We start from the raw sequence: 16,085 nt of genomic DNA, 5'->3' as shown, positions 1-16,085 counted from the left end.
CGAGCAGCCGTAGGCTGCGTGGCAATCTCATGAAATAATAACAAATTCCTGAGATTGCTTCGTAAAAACTTACAGTTTTTCCTCGCAATGACAACTTAACAGTACACCTGTGTATACAACTCCCCTTCATCAGGTAACGGTGAATTTTCTGAGAATTCTACTGCTTCTTTCACAATTTCTTTTACCGACTGTTCTATTTCTTTTAAATCCGCTTCGGTTACATATTTATTGTCGAGTATCGTTTTTCTTATTATTACCAACGGATCACGCTCTTTATATTGCTCAACTTCTTCTTTACTGCGATATTTTGCCGGGTCGGACATCGAATGCCCACGATAACGATAAGTTTTTACCTCTAATATCAGCGGAAAGCTATTTTCTCTAACATACTCGGCTGCTTGCTTAGAGCCGTCATACATTTCTTCAAAATCCATACCGTCTAGCTGAAATCCTTTAATCCCAAACGATGCCCCTTTCTTATATAAATTACGCATAAAGGTAGAACGTGCTACAGACGTCCCCATCGAATATTCGTTATTTTCAATAATATAAACTACCGGCAAACCCCATAAAGCAGCCATATTAAAAGCTTCATATACCTGACCTTGATTAACGGCACCGTCACCTAAAAAATTAAAACAGATATTATGCGTATCGTTATATTTTTCAGCAAACGCAAGCCCTGTGCCTATCGGTACTTGAGCCCCTACTATACCGTGTCCACCGTAAAATTTGTTTGGTACATCAAATAAATGCATCGAGCCACCCTTACCTTTCGAACAACCTGTAGCACGCCCCATAAGCTCGGCAAGAACATACTTAGGCTCAGTTCCTGCTAAAATAATATGAGCATGGTCACGATAGCTAGTAATAGTGCTATCACCTTTTTGTTTAACCATATCTACTGCAGAAATTACTGCTTCTTGCCCTATATATAAATGACAAAAACCACCGATTTCTCCCATTCCGTATAATTGACCGCATTTTTCTTCAAAACGACGCAGTAGGAGCATATCTTTAAAACTTTTTATATATTCTTCCTTTATCGGCTTATATTTTCCTAACTTAATATCCACTAATTACTCCTTAAGACTATTGTCATCCCGTGGCTTGACCACGGGATCCAGTCTTTTTTTTATTTTGAACTGGACCCCGTGGTCAAGCCACGGGGTGACATCTGTAAATTAAAAGTCACAAAATATGGTACATGATCCGAAGGTGGAGACCAATCACGTGCTTCTGGTAGTAAATGCATAGAAAATAATGCATCTTTTAAATTATCGCTAACCCAAATATGATCAAGCCTTCTACCTCTGTTAGATTTTTTCCAATCTATATTTCTATAACTCCACCAAGTATAAAATTTTTCGTCAAGCGATACGAAATGTCTGCTACTATCAATAAAACCTAACGCATTTTGTAGCTCTACCAATAACGAGCGTTCAATATCGGTATGGCTGATAACATTTCGCAACTGCTCACTAGACCATACATCATGTTCATGCGGAGCAATGTTCAAGTCCCCGACAATAATCATTTTATCATTTTTAGTACGGTTAGTCGTTAACCATTCCTGCATTAACCTTACATATTCGAGCTTATGCTTAAATTTTGTATTTACCTCGATATCAGGTATATCACCGCCGGCAGGAACATAAAAATTATGTATTTCTATATCATTAACTATAGCTGCTATATGCCTTTTATCACTATTATATAACTCCAATGAAAAAACATTATTCAAAGGAAATTTTGAAATAATAGCAACACCGTTATATGATTTCTGCCCTGAATATATTACATGTTCATAGCCTATATTTTTAATAACTTCAAGAGGAAATAATGAGTCAGCTACCTTTGTTTCTTGAAGTAAAATAATATCCGGCTGATGTTCATATGCTAATTTTCTTAATAAATCGATCCGTAGACGCAATGAATTAATATTCCAAGTAACTATCTTCATTAGACTTGTTGTATCACCTCCTTCTAAAGGTAATTTGTATGTCAATCCGGTACTCGCATCCTCACGTACTAAGTGTACGATGCGGTGCTGCGTTCCGTGTTTCTTTCAAATTCCTCTTTATAAGATATGTTATACAACAAATCTATTTAATTTTTTATAGCTGCCCCTATTATTGCATCTCTAAAATAAACTATTCCAATTTGATTTAAAGGATTTTTCATGTCAATTTTATCTTTTTCTTCTTCAGGAATTTTCATCATAGTATTACTGAGTATAGCAAAATAAAGATTATCAGGCAAAACATATCCTGCTTCACTTTGTATTCCAAGGGCTTTTCCCGTATAATGAATCATTAAACGCTTAGAATCAAGATCAGTAAGAAAAATACCGTAACCCATATAAGACTTACGCCCTTCTATATCTTTTGCTAAAAAATATTTAGTAGTCATAAGTTTATACGACTTCTTAGAAAGAATTTTCTCCTCATTTAATGCCCTATACCATTTAATAAGATCAACCGGTGTTGATATTATACCACCGTCAGCACAAGGAACTGCTAAAAAATCAGCAGTTACAGGAGTAAATATAGGTTTATTACTATTATTAGGCGTTAAAAAATATCTTACCGGATAATTAGAACTAATAACGTTTTTTTGGATTCTAGCGGCTTCACTATATGAAGCAAAACTAGTAGATTTCATATTAAGCGGTTTAAAAAATTCATCATAAAAAAAGTTAGCTAAATCTTTTTTAGCCACCTTTTCTATAATCATACCGAGTATAACAAAATTAGTATTACTATATTTAAATTTTTTCCCTATAGATATTTCTAAAGGCTTAGAAGCAACAAATTGTAATATTTTCTTGTAAATCTCTTTCTTAGGCATATTTAAATCAAGTTTAACAAAACTAAAATATTCAGCAATACCGCTACTATGCGTTAATAAATTATGGATAGATATTTTATATGCCCAATCCGGCACTTTTCCACCCCACATTTCCGGATCAAGATATTTATAAATTTTATCGTTAATATTTAATAATGCCTGTTCTTGTAATTTTAAGATTCCCGCTGCTGTAAAAGGCTTTGTAGCAGAAGCAATAGGCATCATTTCATTTGCTTTTAATTGTTCACCGTTTAAAGCAAAAATTCCTTTAGCACCGGTTAATAAAGGTTTATAATCATCAGCAAACATAAAAACGGCATTTAAAAATCTATTACTTATATATTCTTTTTCTGCTTCATTGATTCTTTGCTGTATATCTGCAAAACAATCAATACAATTAGTAATAAAAAAAAGCAGCAATAAAAAATATCTACGAATCATAACTTCAACACTCCACAAACTTATCAATAGACGTCTTACATAACGCAACTAATAAAGAGAAATTTGAAGGAGACACGGAACGCAAAACCACAGCGTACACTTGACATGAGGATTCGAGTACCGGATCGACGTACAAATTACCTTTAGAAGCAAGTTATGTAAGACGTCTATTAAAATAAAACGGTAATTTTGCTTCTAACTTAATCTCTTTACCAAAAATTTTTTCAGATAAACATATATTATTAGCATGCAAGAACATATATTTACTATACGGCATTATTTCTTTATTACCATATTTATCATCTCCAAGTATCGGACAACCTAATAATTTAGCATGCAACCTTAATTGATGCATTCTACCTGTAACCGGCGTAAATTCAATTAAAAATAAGTTACTATCAAGTGATTTAAGTACTTTATAATAAGTAATGGCAAGTTTACCATTTTCACTATCAATATCAGTAATTTGAGGTGTACTTCCTTTACTCTTTTCTATATTACTTCTAACTCCGCCTACATTTTTAATTGGCTTCCCATAGGTTACGGCAAAATATGTTTTTACAACCAATTTTTCTTTTAAAGCATCATGAAGTTTTACACTACTTAAATAATTTTTGGCTATTAAGAGCAAACCGCTTGTTTCTTTATCTAATCTATGTACTAGCTTAAAATCAGCACCTTTATAATTCAAATATTTTAATGCAGAGTCAATAGATAAATTTATTTTACTGCCGCCTTGAGTAGCAAGACCTGCAGGTTTATTTATAGATATTAAATTATCATCTGCATATATCAAATAATCGGTAGTAATTTTCTTCGCTAGCTTAATTTCAGCGTCGGTAAAAACTAATTTTTCAGGTTGCTTAACAGGTAAATTAAACTTATCGTTAATAAAAATTTTATCGCCGCCCTTTACTCTTAAACTTGCTTCTGCTTTCTGAGAATTAACGGTAATTTGTTTTTGACGTAATGCTTTCTCTATTACTCCTTGAGTCAATAAGGGATATAGACGTTTTAAATATTTATCTAATCTAGAAGAAATAGGAGTATTGACATCGATGATCATATTTTTAATAAATTAGGAACTTCTTATTAAAAAATAGCACCAAATTATTATAGATAAAAGGATTATAGCAAAAAGCTGATGTATAGAGGCAATTATTATAGGTACAGAGTATAAAAGAGTAATTATTCCGGTAGATACCTGCATCAATAATGCAATCATTAGAAAATACGCTATCTTATTTAATTTCGGATGTTCTATTTTTAACAAGCAAATTATCAAAACTACAACAACCAAAAATACGCTATAGCCGCCTAAACGATGTATGAATTGTATAAAAACCGGATCATACAAATTTTTAAGATCAAAGAAATTATCTTTTATCTCCATCGGGATAAAGCTATCATCCATTAGCGGAAAACTATTATATATCAGCCCTGCATCAAGCCCTGCAACTAAAGCACCTAAAAAAATTTGCACATATACTACAGTAATAGCAATACCGAAAAATATTAATGGTAATTTTAAATCTGTTTGTGACGGGATTAACAAAATATCACAACGATTTTTTATTAGTTGATAAAAAAGTATGTGATAAATAATTACGGCGATAATTAAATGAAAAGCAAGTCGAAAATGACTAACATACGGGCTATCCAACAAGCCGCTTTTAACCATATACCACCCCATAAAGCCTTGTACGCAAAATAACAACAAAGCAATTATATAAGGTAGCATATCACGATTTTTTATAACATCTTTAAAATAAAAATATATTAAAGGTACAATATATATTAAAGCTGTAATTCTACCGAGTAATCGATGTATAAACTCTAACAGATAAATAAACTTAAACTGTGATAAAGTAATTTCGTAATTAACGGAGTTATATTCAGGAAAAGCTTTATATTTAGCAAATTCCGCTTGCCAGCTTTCAAAACTAAAAGGCGGCAAAATACCGGTTACCGGACGCCACTCAACTATAGATAAACCAGAACCGGTAAGCCTTGTTATCCCCCCTATAACAATCGTCGCTATGATCATTATACAACTTATACACAACCATTTTGTAATTAAACTTTTCTGCACTTTTATTTTAAGTTTATGTTTTTTACGTCATTACGGCATTGCTATGTCATCCCCGCGTAAGCCTTGTTGCGTGGATAGGTTTATCATTTATCATCCCGCGACTTGATAGCGGGATCCAGCTAAAAATACTAATAATATTAGTATTTTGTATTATTTTTATGGACCCCGTGGTCAAGCCATGGGGCGACATTAAGGATTACTGGATTCCTGCTTTCGCAGGAATGACATAAAACGAGCCATGCAAGGAATGACATATTATAGCCCTCAAATCAAGACTCTGCATTCTTTTCCGTATCTTCGACGGTATTAGAAGGACGTTTCTTATTTGATGTTTTATTACGATATCTACGTTTTGTCTTTTTTGGAGCAGCTTGTGCTTCTTCTAAGTCGGCATTACTTTCTACAACTTCCACCTCTTCCACAACGCTTACGGTTTGCTCTACCGATTCTTTTGCCTCTAAACTCTTATCTTTCACTTCATTAGCAATATTATTAGCTGTTTTCCATTTATGTTTATTTTTGCGTAACTGTTCTTTTTTCGGCTCTTCTTCAGTATAATCGGCACTATGATTCTGAATTACCGGCTTAACAGAATTAACATTATTATTTTTCTTCAACAGCTTCACTTTTTCAATCGAATAACTATCTGATGTAGCATTAGGATCGGAATAAAAATTAAGCTTTATATCATATTTTTCTTCAATAAATTTTATCTCAGCACGTTTATTATTAAGTAGATAAATAACTGAAACGATATTGGTAAAAACATTTATTACATCAATTCTTTCTTCAAAAATTTCATTCTCTATAGTACGTAAAATTAACATAGCATTAGCGTCACTCGCTCTAATGACTCCTTTACCGTTACAATGAGAACAAATTGCCGAATTAGTTTCTAAGAAAGAAGAACGTAATCTCTGTCTTGAGAATTCAAGTAGTCCAAACTGACTAATATTACCGGTTTGTATACGAGCACGATCACGACTTAAAAACTCTTTAAAGGATCGTTCAATAATTTTACGATTCTTAGCTTCGCTCATGTCTATAAAATCAACAACTATCAAACCTGATAGATCTCTAAGCTTTACTTGCTTTGCTACTTCTTTGACTGCTTCTAAATTAGTTTTTAGTGCCGTTTCTTCAATATTTTGTTCAGAAGTTGACTTACCGGAATTTACATCAATTGAAATAAGAGCTTCCGTAGGATTAATAACGATATATCCTCCTGAAGGTAACGTCACTACAGGCTGATATAATTTAACTAATTGCTCTTCTACTTGAAACTTAGTAAATATAGGAGTTTTACTTCTATGCTCTTTCAGCTTTGCAAGCTCTGAAGGTAATAAATCCTGCATAAATTTTGAAGCGTCTTCATAACCCTCTTGTCCTTGAATTACCACCTCTGTAACATTGTGATCGCACATATCACGTATGGTTTTACGTATTATACTATCTTCCTCATGAATAAAACACGGAGCCGGAAATTTAATAGTACTTTTACGAATTTTATTCCATAACCTTACTAAATAATTATAGTCTTTCTTTAAATCTAAGGTGCTACTTCCTCTACCTGCGGTTCTAATAATGACGCTATAAGCATTTTTGTCACCGCTTACTATTTTATTTAAAATATCTTTCAGTCTTTTTCTTTCTTCCACGTTTGAGATTTTACGCGATATACCGTTTTGCGAACCTTTATTAGGCATTAAAACACAATATTTACCAGCCAAGGATATATAAGTAGTAAAAGCGGCGCACTTATTTCCTCGTTCCTCCTTAGTAACCTGCACTAATAATACTTGGTTTTTTCTTATTACTTCTTGAACTTTATATTGTTTATATTGCTGAATATTTGACTCAGGGGTACCGCTTTGAATAATTTCAATATCATCAGCCGCTTCTAAATTAAGTTCTGACTGGAATTTACTCTCTACTAAATCTTCTATGGTTTTCAGGTCAATTTCTTCACTATCAACCAAAGCATCATATATAGCAGCCGGTTTCTCTTTATCATCCTCAACCGTAATATTTGAAAGAGCTATTTCAGGAAAAGCATTAACCGGAAAATTCCTCTCCGAGGTAGGCAAATTGTAATAGTTAGGATGGATTTCACTAAAAGGTAAAAAACCGCTTTTATCCATTCCGTACTCTATAAAAACAGCTTGTAGCGACGGTTCTATTCTTGTAACTTTTGCTAAATAAATGTTACCTTTATTTTGTTGTCTTACGGTTGTTTGAAATTCAATATCTTCTATATTGTTGCTTTGTCCTAATAAAACTACTCTTGTTTCGCTTGGAAAATTAGCATCAATTATAATCTTTTTATTCATTTATCTTGCTCACTAACTTGAAGAACAAATAATTAATATAATGCTTGTATCTTAAGAAAAATCATTGTTTATCTTGTATTAATTTATTTAAATAGATAATTTATCTATGAGTAAAGAGCAAAAATGAAATTCTAGATAAACCTCAAATAACACCTCTTTAAAATACTAAAAAATATATTATTATTTTTCTTACATTAAAATATTTTCATATTATTTAATTCATTAATTTTTTTAAAATTCAACAATAATTATATACAAATTATAAATAAGACTACCATACTTGATTAAAAACTGATAATCTAATAACTATCCATATATACTTAAATAATGGAATTACAAATCTCTTTAATTTTTAAGATAATAATCTTAATCATTATAATTATGAGTTATATACCATGTATTTATGTTTAGCAAACACTTAATTTATGACTTTAAAAAACGATTACAAAACTATTTTTTTCTCACTTTTGGGAATATTTATTTTTTCCTGTATCAATGCTATAAATTTTTATAATTTTAAAATCTTTCTACTGATAAATAAAAATCTAGGCGGAGAACAAATAAATCATATAAATCAAACTAAATTTATAGGTTCGATAATCGCAGGCTTTGCCTTAACACAGTTAATTAATAAGTTAAGTAATCAAAAAATTATTTTAATTAGCTTGTCTTTATTAATTATTTGTACAATAAACCTAATTTTATTAAATAATTATACTCTAATTAAAATTAATTTTATTGTAATTAATTTTGGAACATTTGCATATTTCACTTCTATAACATTAGACATTATTGAGAATAGCAAAGAAAAGAAATATTTTTTTTTAGCTTGTATAATGTTGTTATGGGCGGGTGGAAACTTAATGGTAGATTTATTAAATCCATTTATAAAACCGACAAATAATACTATAGTAATTTGTGCATTGTTATATTGTATCAATATACTAACCGAATTTCTGCATTATAATCCTACATCTCATAAATTAAATTTAAATTCCAAATTTTCATCCTTAATAAAAAATGTCGAATTACAATTATTGACAGGCTTCGTAGTTGCTTATGTCACCTTGGATATATTATGGTATTATGAAGCTTTTGCATTAAAGAAAGAATTAGCATTAATTAATTTAAGACTTATACTAAAATATATTTTTCTAGCAATATGTTTTTCTATAATTCCTATATGCTATATATTAAGCAAAGTAAATAAATATTTGGCTAATTTATCACTAACTATAATTCTGCTCGTCTGCTTTATTCTACTACCGCTTCATGGAACTAATAAAAACCTTAATATATTATATATAATACTAATCGGTAGTTGTTTAGGATCCATTTATATTTGCAATATTTTAATACTAATTGATAAATTTAGGGATTACGAACTTAGGACAGCTTTATTTTCGTATTTTTCAATGTGCAGCATCGGTATATATGCCGGAGCTTTATCATCTCATGTACCTTACGGCACTATTAACGGCAGTGATTTCTTATTTTCCGTTTTTGCCGTAGTCGGTAGTTTTGTAGCTTATCATTTTTGGTATTTTATTAAGTATACATTATATAGATTTTAATAAGACTTCTTGCATAACTTGCTAATAAGGAGAAATTTGAAGGAGACACGGAACGCAGAACCGCAGCGTACACGCAAGTAACGTGAGGATTCGAGTACCGGATCGACGTACAAATTACCTTTAGAAGCAAGTTATGCAAGAAGTCTTATACTATACATAGACGAAGATCAACTTCAAAAAGAGCAAGGAATCCACAAGGTGAGGAACGGCGCGTATACTTAATACGTGAGTATCGCAACTCTTGTAGGATGACGCAGCCAATTTTTGAAGTTCATCGAGTATATGTGTAATATTCTGTAATATAATATAACTTGTATAATTTGGCATTAAATATTAATATTCAAATATATTTTTACAATGCCTAAAATGCAGCAAAGTACATTATTAAAACCGGTTAGTTGTTACGGGATTGGGGTTCACTCAGGAAAACGTACCCAATTAACTATAGAACCCGCTAAAGAAAATACCGGAATTATATTCATTAGAACCGATATATCTTCTGAAAATAATTATATTGACGCTAGCTATTTCAATGTTTCCGATACCTTGTTATCTACCACTATCAGTAATGATCATAAAGTTCAAATTTCAACAATTGAACATTTAATGGCAGCACTTTGGGGATGCAGCATTGATAATGCAATTATTAAAATTGACGGTCCTGAAGTACCAATTATGGACGGCAGTAGTAAACCTTTTGTGTTTATGATTGAGTGTGCAGGAAAAAAATTACAAAATGCTCCTAAAAAATATCTAAAAATTTTAAAAGATATAAAAGTAGTTCATAAAGATTGTGAATTATATTGTACTCCTTCCGATCACATGACTGTAGATTTAACCATTGATTTTAGTAGTAAAGCTATAGGCAGACAAAATCTAAGTTTTGGGGATCAAGAATCTTTTACTAAAAATATTGCGGATGCTAGAACTTTTGGCTTTATAAGAGATGTTGATTATTTGAAAAGCAAAGGGCTTGCCCAAGGTGCCTCATTTGAGAATGCTATAGGAATAGATGAGCAGGATAAAATCTTAAACCCAAACGGCTTACGTTATGAAGATGAATTTGTTCGCCATAAACTATTAGATTTGTTCGGTGATTTATATACCAGCGGCACTAGCATCGTAAGTGCAATTAAAGGCTACAAAACCAGTCATGCTCTTAATAATGAACTATTGCATAGGATATTTAGCGATACCACCTCTTACAAATTTGTAACTAGCAGTGAGTTATAATAATCATTTCATATTGTTAAATTTCGCTTCCTTTTTTGTATCCTTTTTAAATTTTCACTTTTTGTCCTTTTTATTTCAGCATTATTAACTTTATCTTTATCCATAGCTTTAGTTAAAGGACTATATCCTTCAGCTTTACTAGGATTTTCATAAAATGGATTCATTACATTTTTAATATCTTTAACATAGCTCTCTTTTCTATTATCCATTGTTATTTTATTTTCTCTAAAAAATTCTTCTAAACCGTTTCTTTTTATTTCAAAATTAAAACTGCCTCTTATTTCTCGAAATTTTTGTATTTTTTGGTCTTTATTCATACTCCAATAATTCTTATCCGTTATTAATTTTTTTAAAGCTAATGTTTGCAATACTTGATTCTTAGTATAATTCTCTAATTGTTCTAAATTTTCATATATAGGAGTATCTTGTTTTTTATATTCTTCATTTATATTTAATTTAAATATTGCTTTTATTTCTATTTTTTCCTTTTCAGTAAGACCGTCGATAATTAATGATGCGGTCGTAACTACACCGTAACCCGTAGCTTTTAATATATCAAGCACATTACCGTTAGCACCTTTAATAATAGAGGCGGCCAAATTTACGGCTCCACCTAAATTATTTCCAAATATTCGTCCTGTACTTTTCAATTTATTTACATTTAACTCATACTTATCTTGAATAGCATCCTTACCTGCCGTTTGCGGCGTATATAATTCATTTTTCAAAATATCTTTTAAGCTTGGTTCTAATGATAATATATAATCTTGCTGACTTTTAGCATTTCTGTTATGTACTAATAAATTATTCTCTTTATGAAGTTTACGCAAATCATGCACTTTCAAAGTCTCATTTACAGCTTGAATTCCTACGCTAACTCCTGAAACAACAGCTACAGCTATAATTATCGGTGATATAGGAGTCAAAAGTCCAGAAACTGCAATTGCTATAGAAGCTATGGAAACTGCATAACTTAAACTATTGCTAAACAATATTTTACCGATTTTACTTTGTCTAAAACTAGTCCAATAAGATTCTAACTTATTAAATATTTTTCTAACCCTTGATTTTTTTGAATCAAACATTTATTTTTCTCTCCAAAGAACAAATATTTTTATAAACTTTTCTTTTATTTATTTAATTAACTTCTCTTACAACTTAAATTATAGTATAAATTCTAATAAAAAAACAAAATAAATGTCTGGAAAAGAATTAAATAAAATTGTTGCAGCCATCTTATTTGCTAGTTTAATTGCTATGATGGTTGGATTTGTTGCAAATATATTATACAAGCCCACTCTAGAGTTACAACATCGCGGCTACAGCGTTGCAGTTCAAGAATCATCAGAAAATCAAAATACTACCACACTAAAGCAAGCACCGGTAAATATACCAGAATTAATGAAGACTGCTAACGCCGATAACGGTCGTGAAATAGCCAAGAAATGTTTAATGTGTCATTCTCTTGATAAAGACAGTCCAAATAAACTAGGACCGCATCTTTGGGATGTAGCAGGCAGACCAAAAGCAAGCATAGCAGACTATAAATATTCCCCTGCTCTATCAAAACTTGGCGGCGTATGGGATGATGATAGTTTATTTGCTTTCTTACATAAACCAAGTAGCTATGCACCAGGAACTAAAATGTCCTTTGCCGGTATCTCAAAACCACAAGACATAGCTGACGTAATATTATTTTTAAAAACTTATGTTCATGATAAATAATTATCTCACCGAAATATGGTTAATAATCGGCATAATTTGCATAGTTGTTGAATTCTTTGCAGTTCCAAGTATTGGATTCTTATTCTTTGGGCTTGGAGCGTTATCAAACACTCTTGTGGTATATAACTGCCCTCTAGTTAGCTTAACAAATCAAATAACATTTCTTGGCATATTATCGCTTACTTGGTTTTGCATATTATATTATCCTCTTAAAAAATATGTTTATAATAAAACTGATAAAACAAAAAATTACTCGGATATGATAGGCCAAACGGTAGAGGTTTATAGTTCTACAGTTTCTTCTGATACTATAGGACAAGTAAGATGGTCCGGTGCTATTATGAATGCTTACCTTGTTCCAAATGAAATCGATGCAAAAACAGGCGACCGACTTTTTATTATCGAAGTTAAAGGGAATGTACTAATTTGTTCTAGAGAAAAACCTAATAATAATTCTTAGCAAAATATTTCTAAATGACATTGCCCGCGTAAATACAAGTCATCATTGCAAGTAGGTATTGTTGCGTGGATCATTTTATGTCATTCCCACGGAAGCGGGAATGACACTAAATGCATTTTCCGGTCCAACGCGGGCAACCGCTCTAAACATTCTCTTTAAACCAATCAAAAGCTTTTTTAAAGAAGCTACTATTTGCATCAAGTCTAATATGAGCAAATTCTTTTTGCTGTTTTAGAGCATGAATTTTTAGCATTCCTATAGTTGCTGAATACATGGCCGGATTATAGTCTTCTATAAAACCGGCAATAATCTCCGGTTTACCGATTCTACTCTGTTTTTCAAAAATTTTATTTGAAAGCTCTTTAAGTCCTCTAAGCTGAGACCCGCCACCGGTAATTACAACTCTCAAAACTTCAACCTGCCCTTTTGTTGCTTTATCATATTCGGCTTTTACCATTGATAATATTTCTTCGGCTCTTGCTCTTATTACCTCAGCCAATTTATAAATTGTTACGGAAGTATTTAAGGTATGATGAGTATCAACCTGAAAATCCTCTATATTTATAATACTATCTTTCTCAAATAAAGGTATCATTGCATTACCGTATAAAATTTTTAATTTCTCTGCCGTAACAAGATCAATACCAAAGACTTTAGCAATATCCGAGCTAATATGAAAACTACCTATATTTACATGCCCCGTATATATTAATTTACCAGCAAAAAAAATGCCGAAAGAGGTAGTTTTATCCCCCATGTCGATGATAAGTGAACCTAGATTTTTTTCATCATTCGTAAGACAGCTAATAGCAGAAGCATAAATTGCTAGAGTAATATTTGTGACTTCAACATGACATTTAGCGAAGCATTGTACAATATTTGATAACATATTTGAACTAGCAGCAATAATATGTAATTCACAACTAAGTTCTCTACCGTACATACCTATAGGATTCTCGACTGAATTATTATCAAGGGTAAATTCAAGAGGAAAATAATGAATAATTTCTTGGTTTTTAACTTTAAATTCAAGTAATGCTTTTTGTAGTAACTTTTTAATATCCTGCTGCGTTACGGTTTGTCCGTTAACTTTAATGGTATAATTAATATAATAAGATTTAGTGTCGGCACCTGATAACGATAATATAACTTTTTTGATATTTTTACCGCAATCTTTTTCAAGTGCGTAAATTGCCGAAACAATGCTAGTTTCAGCATTTTTTAAATCTGATATAACTCCTGATTTAATACCTTTAGAATGATGTAAATTTTGGCTAGCTACTTTAATTTCACCTTTTTTACTAATATAGGCAGCAATTACGGCAATCTTACTACTACCGAAATCAAGTGTAACAAAATTTGATATTTTCTCTTTCATTTTTTTATGCTTGTTATTCCAAAAACGTCATTGCGCGAAGAATTACAAAGTAATGCGACGAAGCAATCTCAGGATGCCTAACAAGAGTGCCACGTCGAAACTACGTTTCTCTTCGCAATGACGATTCTCAGTACTTCTCTATATAATACTTATTCTTATCCCTTAAATCCAAAGCCTTATAATTTTGGTTAAATAGCTTGTTAGCTTTATTTAGTGCATCGACATATTTTAATGCTTCTTCAAACTCTTTTTCAGGTAACTTAATACTTATATTACCTTTAAGATTTAAATCCCACCTTCTATCTCCGAGTCTTACAGCAGCTGAAGTTTTATTCATTAATGCCGGATATTTCTGCAGCTCTAATACTAATGTACCTGCATAGACATTTGCTCCTTCCCCTACAACATGTAATAAATGAGGAAAAGGTTGAATATTTTTACTAATTTCGTAACCTTCTTCATCGACTAAGAAAAGCTGATTATTAATTTGCCAAATAGCAATAGGTTCTCTTTCAAATAATTTTATATATACCGTATTTGGTAATCTTCTACTGACATATACTTCCTTGATCCATTTATTTTTCTTTAAATTATTTCTAATTTCGTCTAATTTAAGAGCAAAAATAGGACTGCCCTTATTCGCATTTAAAACCTTTAATATTGTAGGCTCATCGACATTTTGCTGTCCTTCAATGATAACATTCTCAAGTTTAAACCCAAGTTTTGTTGTTGTTTGGTATATATTTGTTGTTAAGTAGGTTTTTATGCCGGCAAAATATTTTGTAAAAACAAATAGACATACAAAGATAATTAAAGCAATCTTAAGCCCTAATATTGCTTTTTTGTAAATTAGTCCTAATTTTCGGCGTAATGAGATATTATTAGTTTTTTTTTTATTAGAGCTTGTTTTTTTTCTCATGATTCAAAGCTTGCCGTCTTTATAATTTCTTCAATTAAGTTAGTAAAATTTATCCCCGCATAAGCTGCAATTTCCGGCACTATTGATAAAGGCGTCATACCTGGGTGAGTATTTATCTCCAAAGCATATAACTTGTTTGTCTGCTCTTCTAAAATAAACTCTGCTCTAGCAGGACCTTTACAATTCATTGTTTTATAAATTTTTTCTGATTCTATAAGTAATTTCTCATGTAAATTAGCAGGTAGCGGAGCAGGACAAAGATGATCAGCAAATCCTTCGGTATATTTAGTTTCATAATCATAGAAACGATTCTTTAGTAATTTAATCTCTAAAGCTCCAAGAGCTTTGCCGTTTAATACCACTACTTGCAATTCTCGCCCTTTTATATATTGTTCTATTATTACCTGATCACCGTAAGGAAAATCATAATCGGCAAAGTTAAAATCATCTTCTGCAAATATCACCTCAACACCAATACTTGAGCCTTGCGCAAGAGGCTTAATAACGTACGGTCGTTTCATAGGATCATTTTTTATATTATCGCTTTTATTTACAACAATGCTTTCTGCCATATTAATATTATGCGTTAAAAACCAGCTCCTAGAATGTATTTTATCGAATGCTAAAGCTGAAGATAACACACCGCTATGAGTATAAGGAATCCGCATTATATTAAGTAATCCTGGTAAACAACCGTCTTCACCGTATGTACCGTGCAGACAATTAAAAACGATATCAGGTTTTATTTCTTGTAATCTAACTGCAATATCCGCTCCCATATCAATAAAGGTAACTCTATATCCTAATTCAATTAAAGCCTTACTAACTCCCTCGCTTGACACTAACGATACTTCACGCTCAGCAGACATACCGCCCGCCATTAATGCTATATGCTTTTTACCGGTACTACTTAATATTTTGACTATAGAGTGTTCCACCCAATGTGTTTGATATTTATGCATGTTTTTTCCTTTCTTATTAAATCCATTGTAATTCCTAACTAAAAGCGGCCTTGTTGCATAGCTCGAAAAACCTACTCGATGTCATCCCCGCGTAGGCGGGGATCCAGAAAAATAACTTCAA

The 16,085-nt window shown here is 31.6% G+C and carries 14 protein-coding genes and 3 pseudogenes; 6 read left to right on the top strand and 11 right to left on the bottom strand.

Annotation, left to right across the window (positions count from 1 at the left end):
* Positions 1-95 precede the first annotated feature (95 nt).
* From pdhA to MCI_RS05755, 4 genes and pseudogenes are all read right to left on the bottom strand, one after another.
* Positions 96-1,076 (bottom strand): pyruvate dehydrogenase (acetyl-transferring) E1 component subunit alpha, encoded by a 981-nt coding sequence (gene pdhA, locus MCI_RS05765; protein ID WP_014410054.1) that lies wholly within the window; start codon positions 1,074-1,076, stop codon positions 96-98.
* A gap of 59 nt (positions 1,077-1,135) precedes the next feature.
* Entirely contained in the window at positions 1,136-1,963 is an 828-nt protein-coding gene (gene xth / locus MCI_RS05760; protein ID WP_014410053.1) for an exodeoxyribonuclease III, read from the bottom strand.
* 21 nt (positions 1,964-1,984) lie between these two features.
* Positions 1,985-2,109, bottom strand: a pseudogene (locus MCI_RS10655) (palindromic element RPE1 domain-containing protein); the annotation flags it as partial.
* Positions 2,110-3,291 (bottom strand): serine hydrolase domain-containing protein, encoded by a 1,182-nt coding sequence (locus MCI_RS05755; protein WP_014410052.1) that lies wholly within the window; start codon positions 3,289-3,291, stop codon positions 2,110-2,112. It lies immediately after the preceding pseudogene.
* 26 nt (positions 3,292-3,317) lie between these two features.
* Here MCI_RS05755 and MCI_RS07980 point away from each other — a divergent pair.
* Positions 3,318-3,467: pseudogene (locus MCI_RS07980) on the top strand (palindromic element RPE1 domain-containing protein); the annotation flags it as partial.
* Here the strand turns inward: MCI_RS07980 and MCI_RS05750 are convergent.
* The 3 genes from MCI_RS05750 to MCI_RS05740 all read right to left on the bottom strand — a co-directional run bounded on the left by MCI_RS05750 (position 3,446) and on the right by MCI_RS05740 (position 7,713).
* Positions 3,446-4,357 (bottom strand): RluA family pseudouridine synthase, encoded by a 912-nt coding sequence (locus MCI_RS05750; RefSeq protein ID WP_014410051.1) that lies wholly within the window; start codon positions 4,355-4,357, stop codon positions 3,446-3,448. The pseudogene MCI_RS07980 and the gene MCI_RS05750 sit on opposite strands and share 22 nt — an antisense overlap.
* Positions 4,358-4,369: 12 nt before the next feature.
* On the bottom strand, positions 4,370-5,383 hold the full coding sequence (locus tag MCI_RS05745) for a COX15/CtaA family protein (RefSeq protein ID WP_014410050.1): 1,014 nt from the start codon (positions 5,381-5,383) through the stop codon (positions 4,370-4,372).
* A 269-nt stretch (positions 5,384-5,652) separates the two neighbouring features.
* Positions 5,653-7,713, bottom strand: a complete 2,061-nt coding sequence (locus MCI_RS05740; protein ID WP_014410049.1) for an Rne/Rng family ribonuclease — start codon at positions 7,711-7,713, stop codon at positions 5,653-5,655.
* A 425-nt stretch (positions 7,714-8,138) separates the two neighbouring features.
* Between MCI_RS05740 and MCI_RS05735 the strand changes: the two genes are divergently transcribed.
* From MCI_RS05735 to lpxC, 3 genes and pseudogenes are all read left to right on the top strand, one after another.
* On the top strand, positions 8,139-9,287 hold the full coding sequence (locus tag MCI_RS05735) for a hypothetical protein (protein WP_014410048.1): 1,149 nt from the start codon (positions 8,139-8,141) through the stop codon (positions 9,285-9,287).
* 20 nt (positions 9,288-9,307) lie between these two features.
* Positions 9,308-9,422, top strand: a pseudogene (locus MCI_RS10050) (palindromic element RPE1 domain-containing protein); the annotation flags it as partial.
* 231 nt (positions 9,423-9,653) lie between these two features.
* The gene (gene lpxC, locus MCI_RS05730; protein WP_014410047.1) at positions 9,654-10,520 is read left to right on the top strand and encodes a UDP-3-O-acyl-N-acetylglucosamine deacetylase; all 867 of its coding nucleotides are present in this window, start codon (positions 9,654-9,656) and stop codon (positions 10,518-10,520) included.
* 8 nt (positions 10,521-10,528) lie between these two features.
* Here the strand turns inward: lpxC and MCI_RS05725 are convergent, their stop codons facing one another.
* The gene (locus tag MCI_RS05725) at positions 10,529-11,605 is read right to left on the bottom strand and encodes a hypothetical protein (protein ID WP_014410046.1); all 1,077 of its coding nucleotides are present in this window, start codon (positions 11,603-11,605) and stop codon (positions 10,529-10,531) included.
* 112 nt (positions 11,606-11,717) lie between these two features.
* Here MCI_RS05725 and MCI_RS05720 point away from each other — a divergent pair, with 112 nt between their 5' ends.
* Both MCI_RS05720 and MCI_RS05715 read left to right on the top strand, forming a co-directional pair.
* Complete coding sequence (locus MCI_RS05720; RefSeq protein ID WP_014410045.1) at positions 11,718-12,245, top strand: c-type cytochrome; 528 nt, start codon at positions 11,718-11,720, stop codon at positions 12,243-12,245.
* Positions 12,229-12,705, top strand: coding sequence for an NfeD family protein (locus MCI_RS05715; protein ID WP_014410044.1), 477 nt, complete (start codon positions 12,229-12,231; stop codon positions 12,703-12,705). Before MCI_RS05720 ends, MCI_RS05715 begins: the two co-directional genes overlap by 17 nt.
* Before the next feature lie 142 nt (positions 12,706-12,847).
* Here the strand turns inward: MCI_RS05715 and ftsA are convergent, their stop codons facing one another.
* The 3 genes from ftsA to MCI_RS05700 form a co-directional block, all read right to left on the bottom strand.
* Positions 12,848-14,083 carry a cell division protein FtsA gene (gene ftsA / locus MCI_RS05710; RefSeq protein WP_014410043.1) on the bottom strand — a complete coding sequence of 412 codons (1,236 nt, stop codon included), beginning with the start codon at positions 14,081-14,083 and terminating at the stop codon, positions 12,848-12,850.
* Positions 14,084-14,210: 127 nt separating this feature from the next.
* Positions 14,211-15,002 carry a cell division protein FtsQ/DivIB gene (locus tag MCI_RS05705; protein WP_014410042.1) on the bottom strand — a complete coding sequence of 264 codons (792 nt, stop codon included), beginning with the start codon at positions 15,000-15,002 and terminating at the stop codon, positions 14,211-14,213.
* Positions 14,999-15,964, bottom strand: coding sequence for a D-alanine--D-alanine ligase (locus MCI_RS05700; RefSeq protein WP_014410041.1), 966 nt, complete (start codon positions 15,962-15,964; stop codon positions 14,999-15,001). Before MCI_RS05700 ends, MCI_RS05705 begins: the two co-directional genes overlap by 4 nt.
* Positions 15,965-16,085: the final 121 nt, after the last annotated feature.

Origin of the sequence: Rickettsia montanensis str. OSU 85-930 (genome assembly GCF_000284175.1) — a bacterium.
GTDB classification, from domain to species: Bacteria; Pseudomonadota; Alphaproteobacteria; order Rickettsiales; family Rickettsiaceae; genus Rickettsia; species Rickettsia rickettsii.
This window is presented reverse-complemented; position numbering and strand designations above follow the sequence as displayed.

Excerpts from the sequence above, each read along its gene's own strand:
- xth (WP_014410053.1), bottom strand. The coding sequence starts at position 1,963 with ATGAAGATAGTTACTTGGAATATTAATTCATTGCGTCTACGGATCGAT.
- MCI_RS05755 (WP_014410052.1), bottom strand. The coding sequence starts at position 3,291 with ATGATTCGTAGATATTTTTTATTGCTGCTTTTTTTTATTACTAATTGT.
- MCI_RS05750 (WP_014410051.1), bottom strand. The coding sequence starts at position 4,357 with ATGATCATCGATGTCAATACTCCTATTTCTTCTAGATTAGATAAATAT.
- MCI_RS05740 (WP_014410049.1), bottom strand. The coding sequence starts at position 7,713 with ATGAATAAAAAGATTATAATTGATGCTAATTTTCCAAGCGAAACAAGA.
- MCI_RS05735 (WP_014410048.1), top strand. The coding sequence starts at position 8,139 with ATGACTTTAAAAAACGATTACAAAACTATTTTTTTCTCACTTTTGGGA.
- lpxC (WP_014410047.1), top strand. The coding sequence starts at position 9,654 with ATGCAGCAAAGTACATTATTAAAACCGGTTAGTTGTTACGGGATTGGG.
- MCI_RS05725 (WP_014410046.1), bottom strand. The coding sequence starts at position 11,605 with ATGTTTGATTCAAAAAAATCAAGGGTTAGAAAAATATTTAATAAGTTA.
- MCI_RS05720 (WP_014410045.1), top strand. The coding sequence starts at position 11,718 with ATGTCTGGAAAAGAATTAAATAAAATTGTTGCAGCCATCTTATTTGCT.
- MCI_RS05715 (WP_014410044.1), top strand. The coding sequence starts at position 12,229 with ATGTTCATGATAAATAATTATCTCACCGAAATATGGTTAATAATCGGC.
- ftsA (WP_014410043.1), bottom strand. The coding sequence starts at position 14,083 with ATGAAAGAGAAAATATCAAATTTTGTTACACTTGATTTCGGTAGTAGT.
- MCI_RS05705 (WP_014410042.1), bottom strand. The coding sequence starts at position 15,002 with ATGAGAAAAAAAACAAGCTCTAATAAAAAAAAAACTAATAATATCTCA.
- MCI_RS05700 (WP_014410041.1), bottom strand. The coding sequence starts at position 15,964 with ATGCATAAATATCAAACACATTGGGTGGAACACTCTATAGTCAAAATA.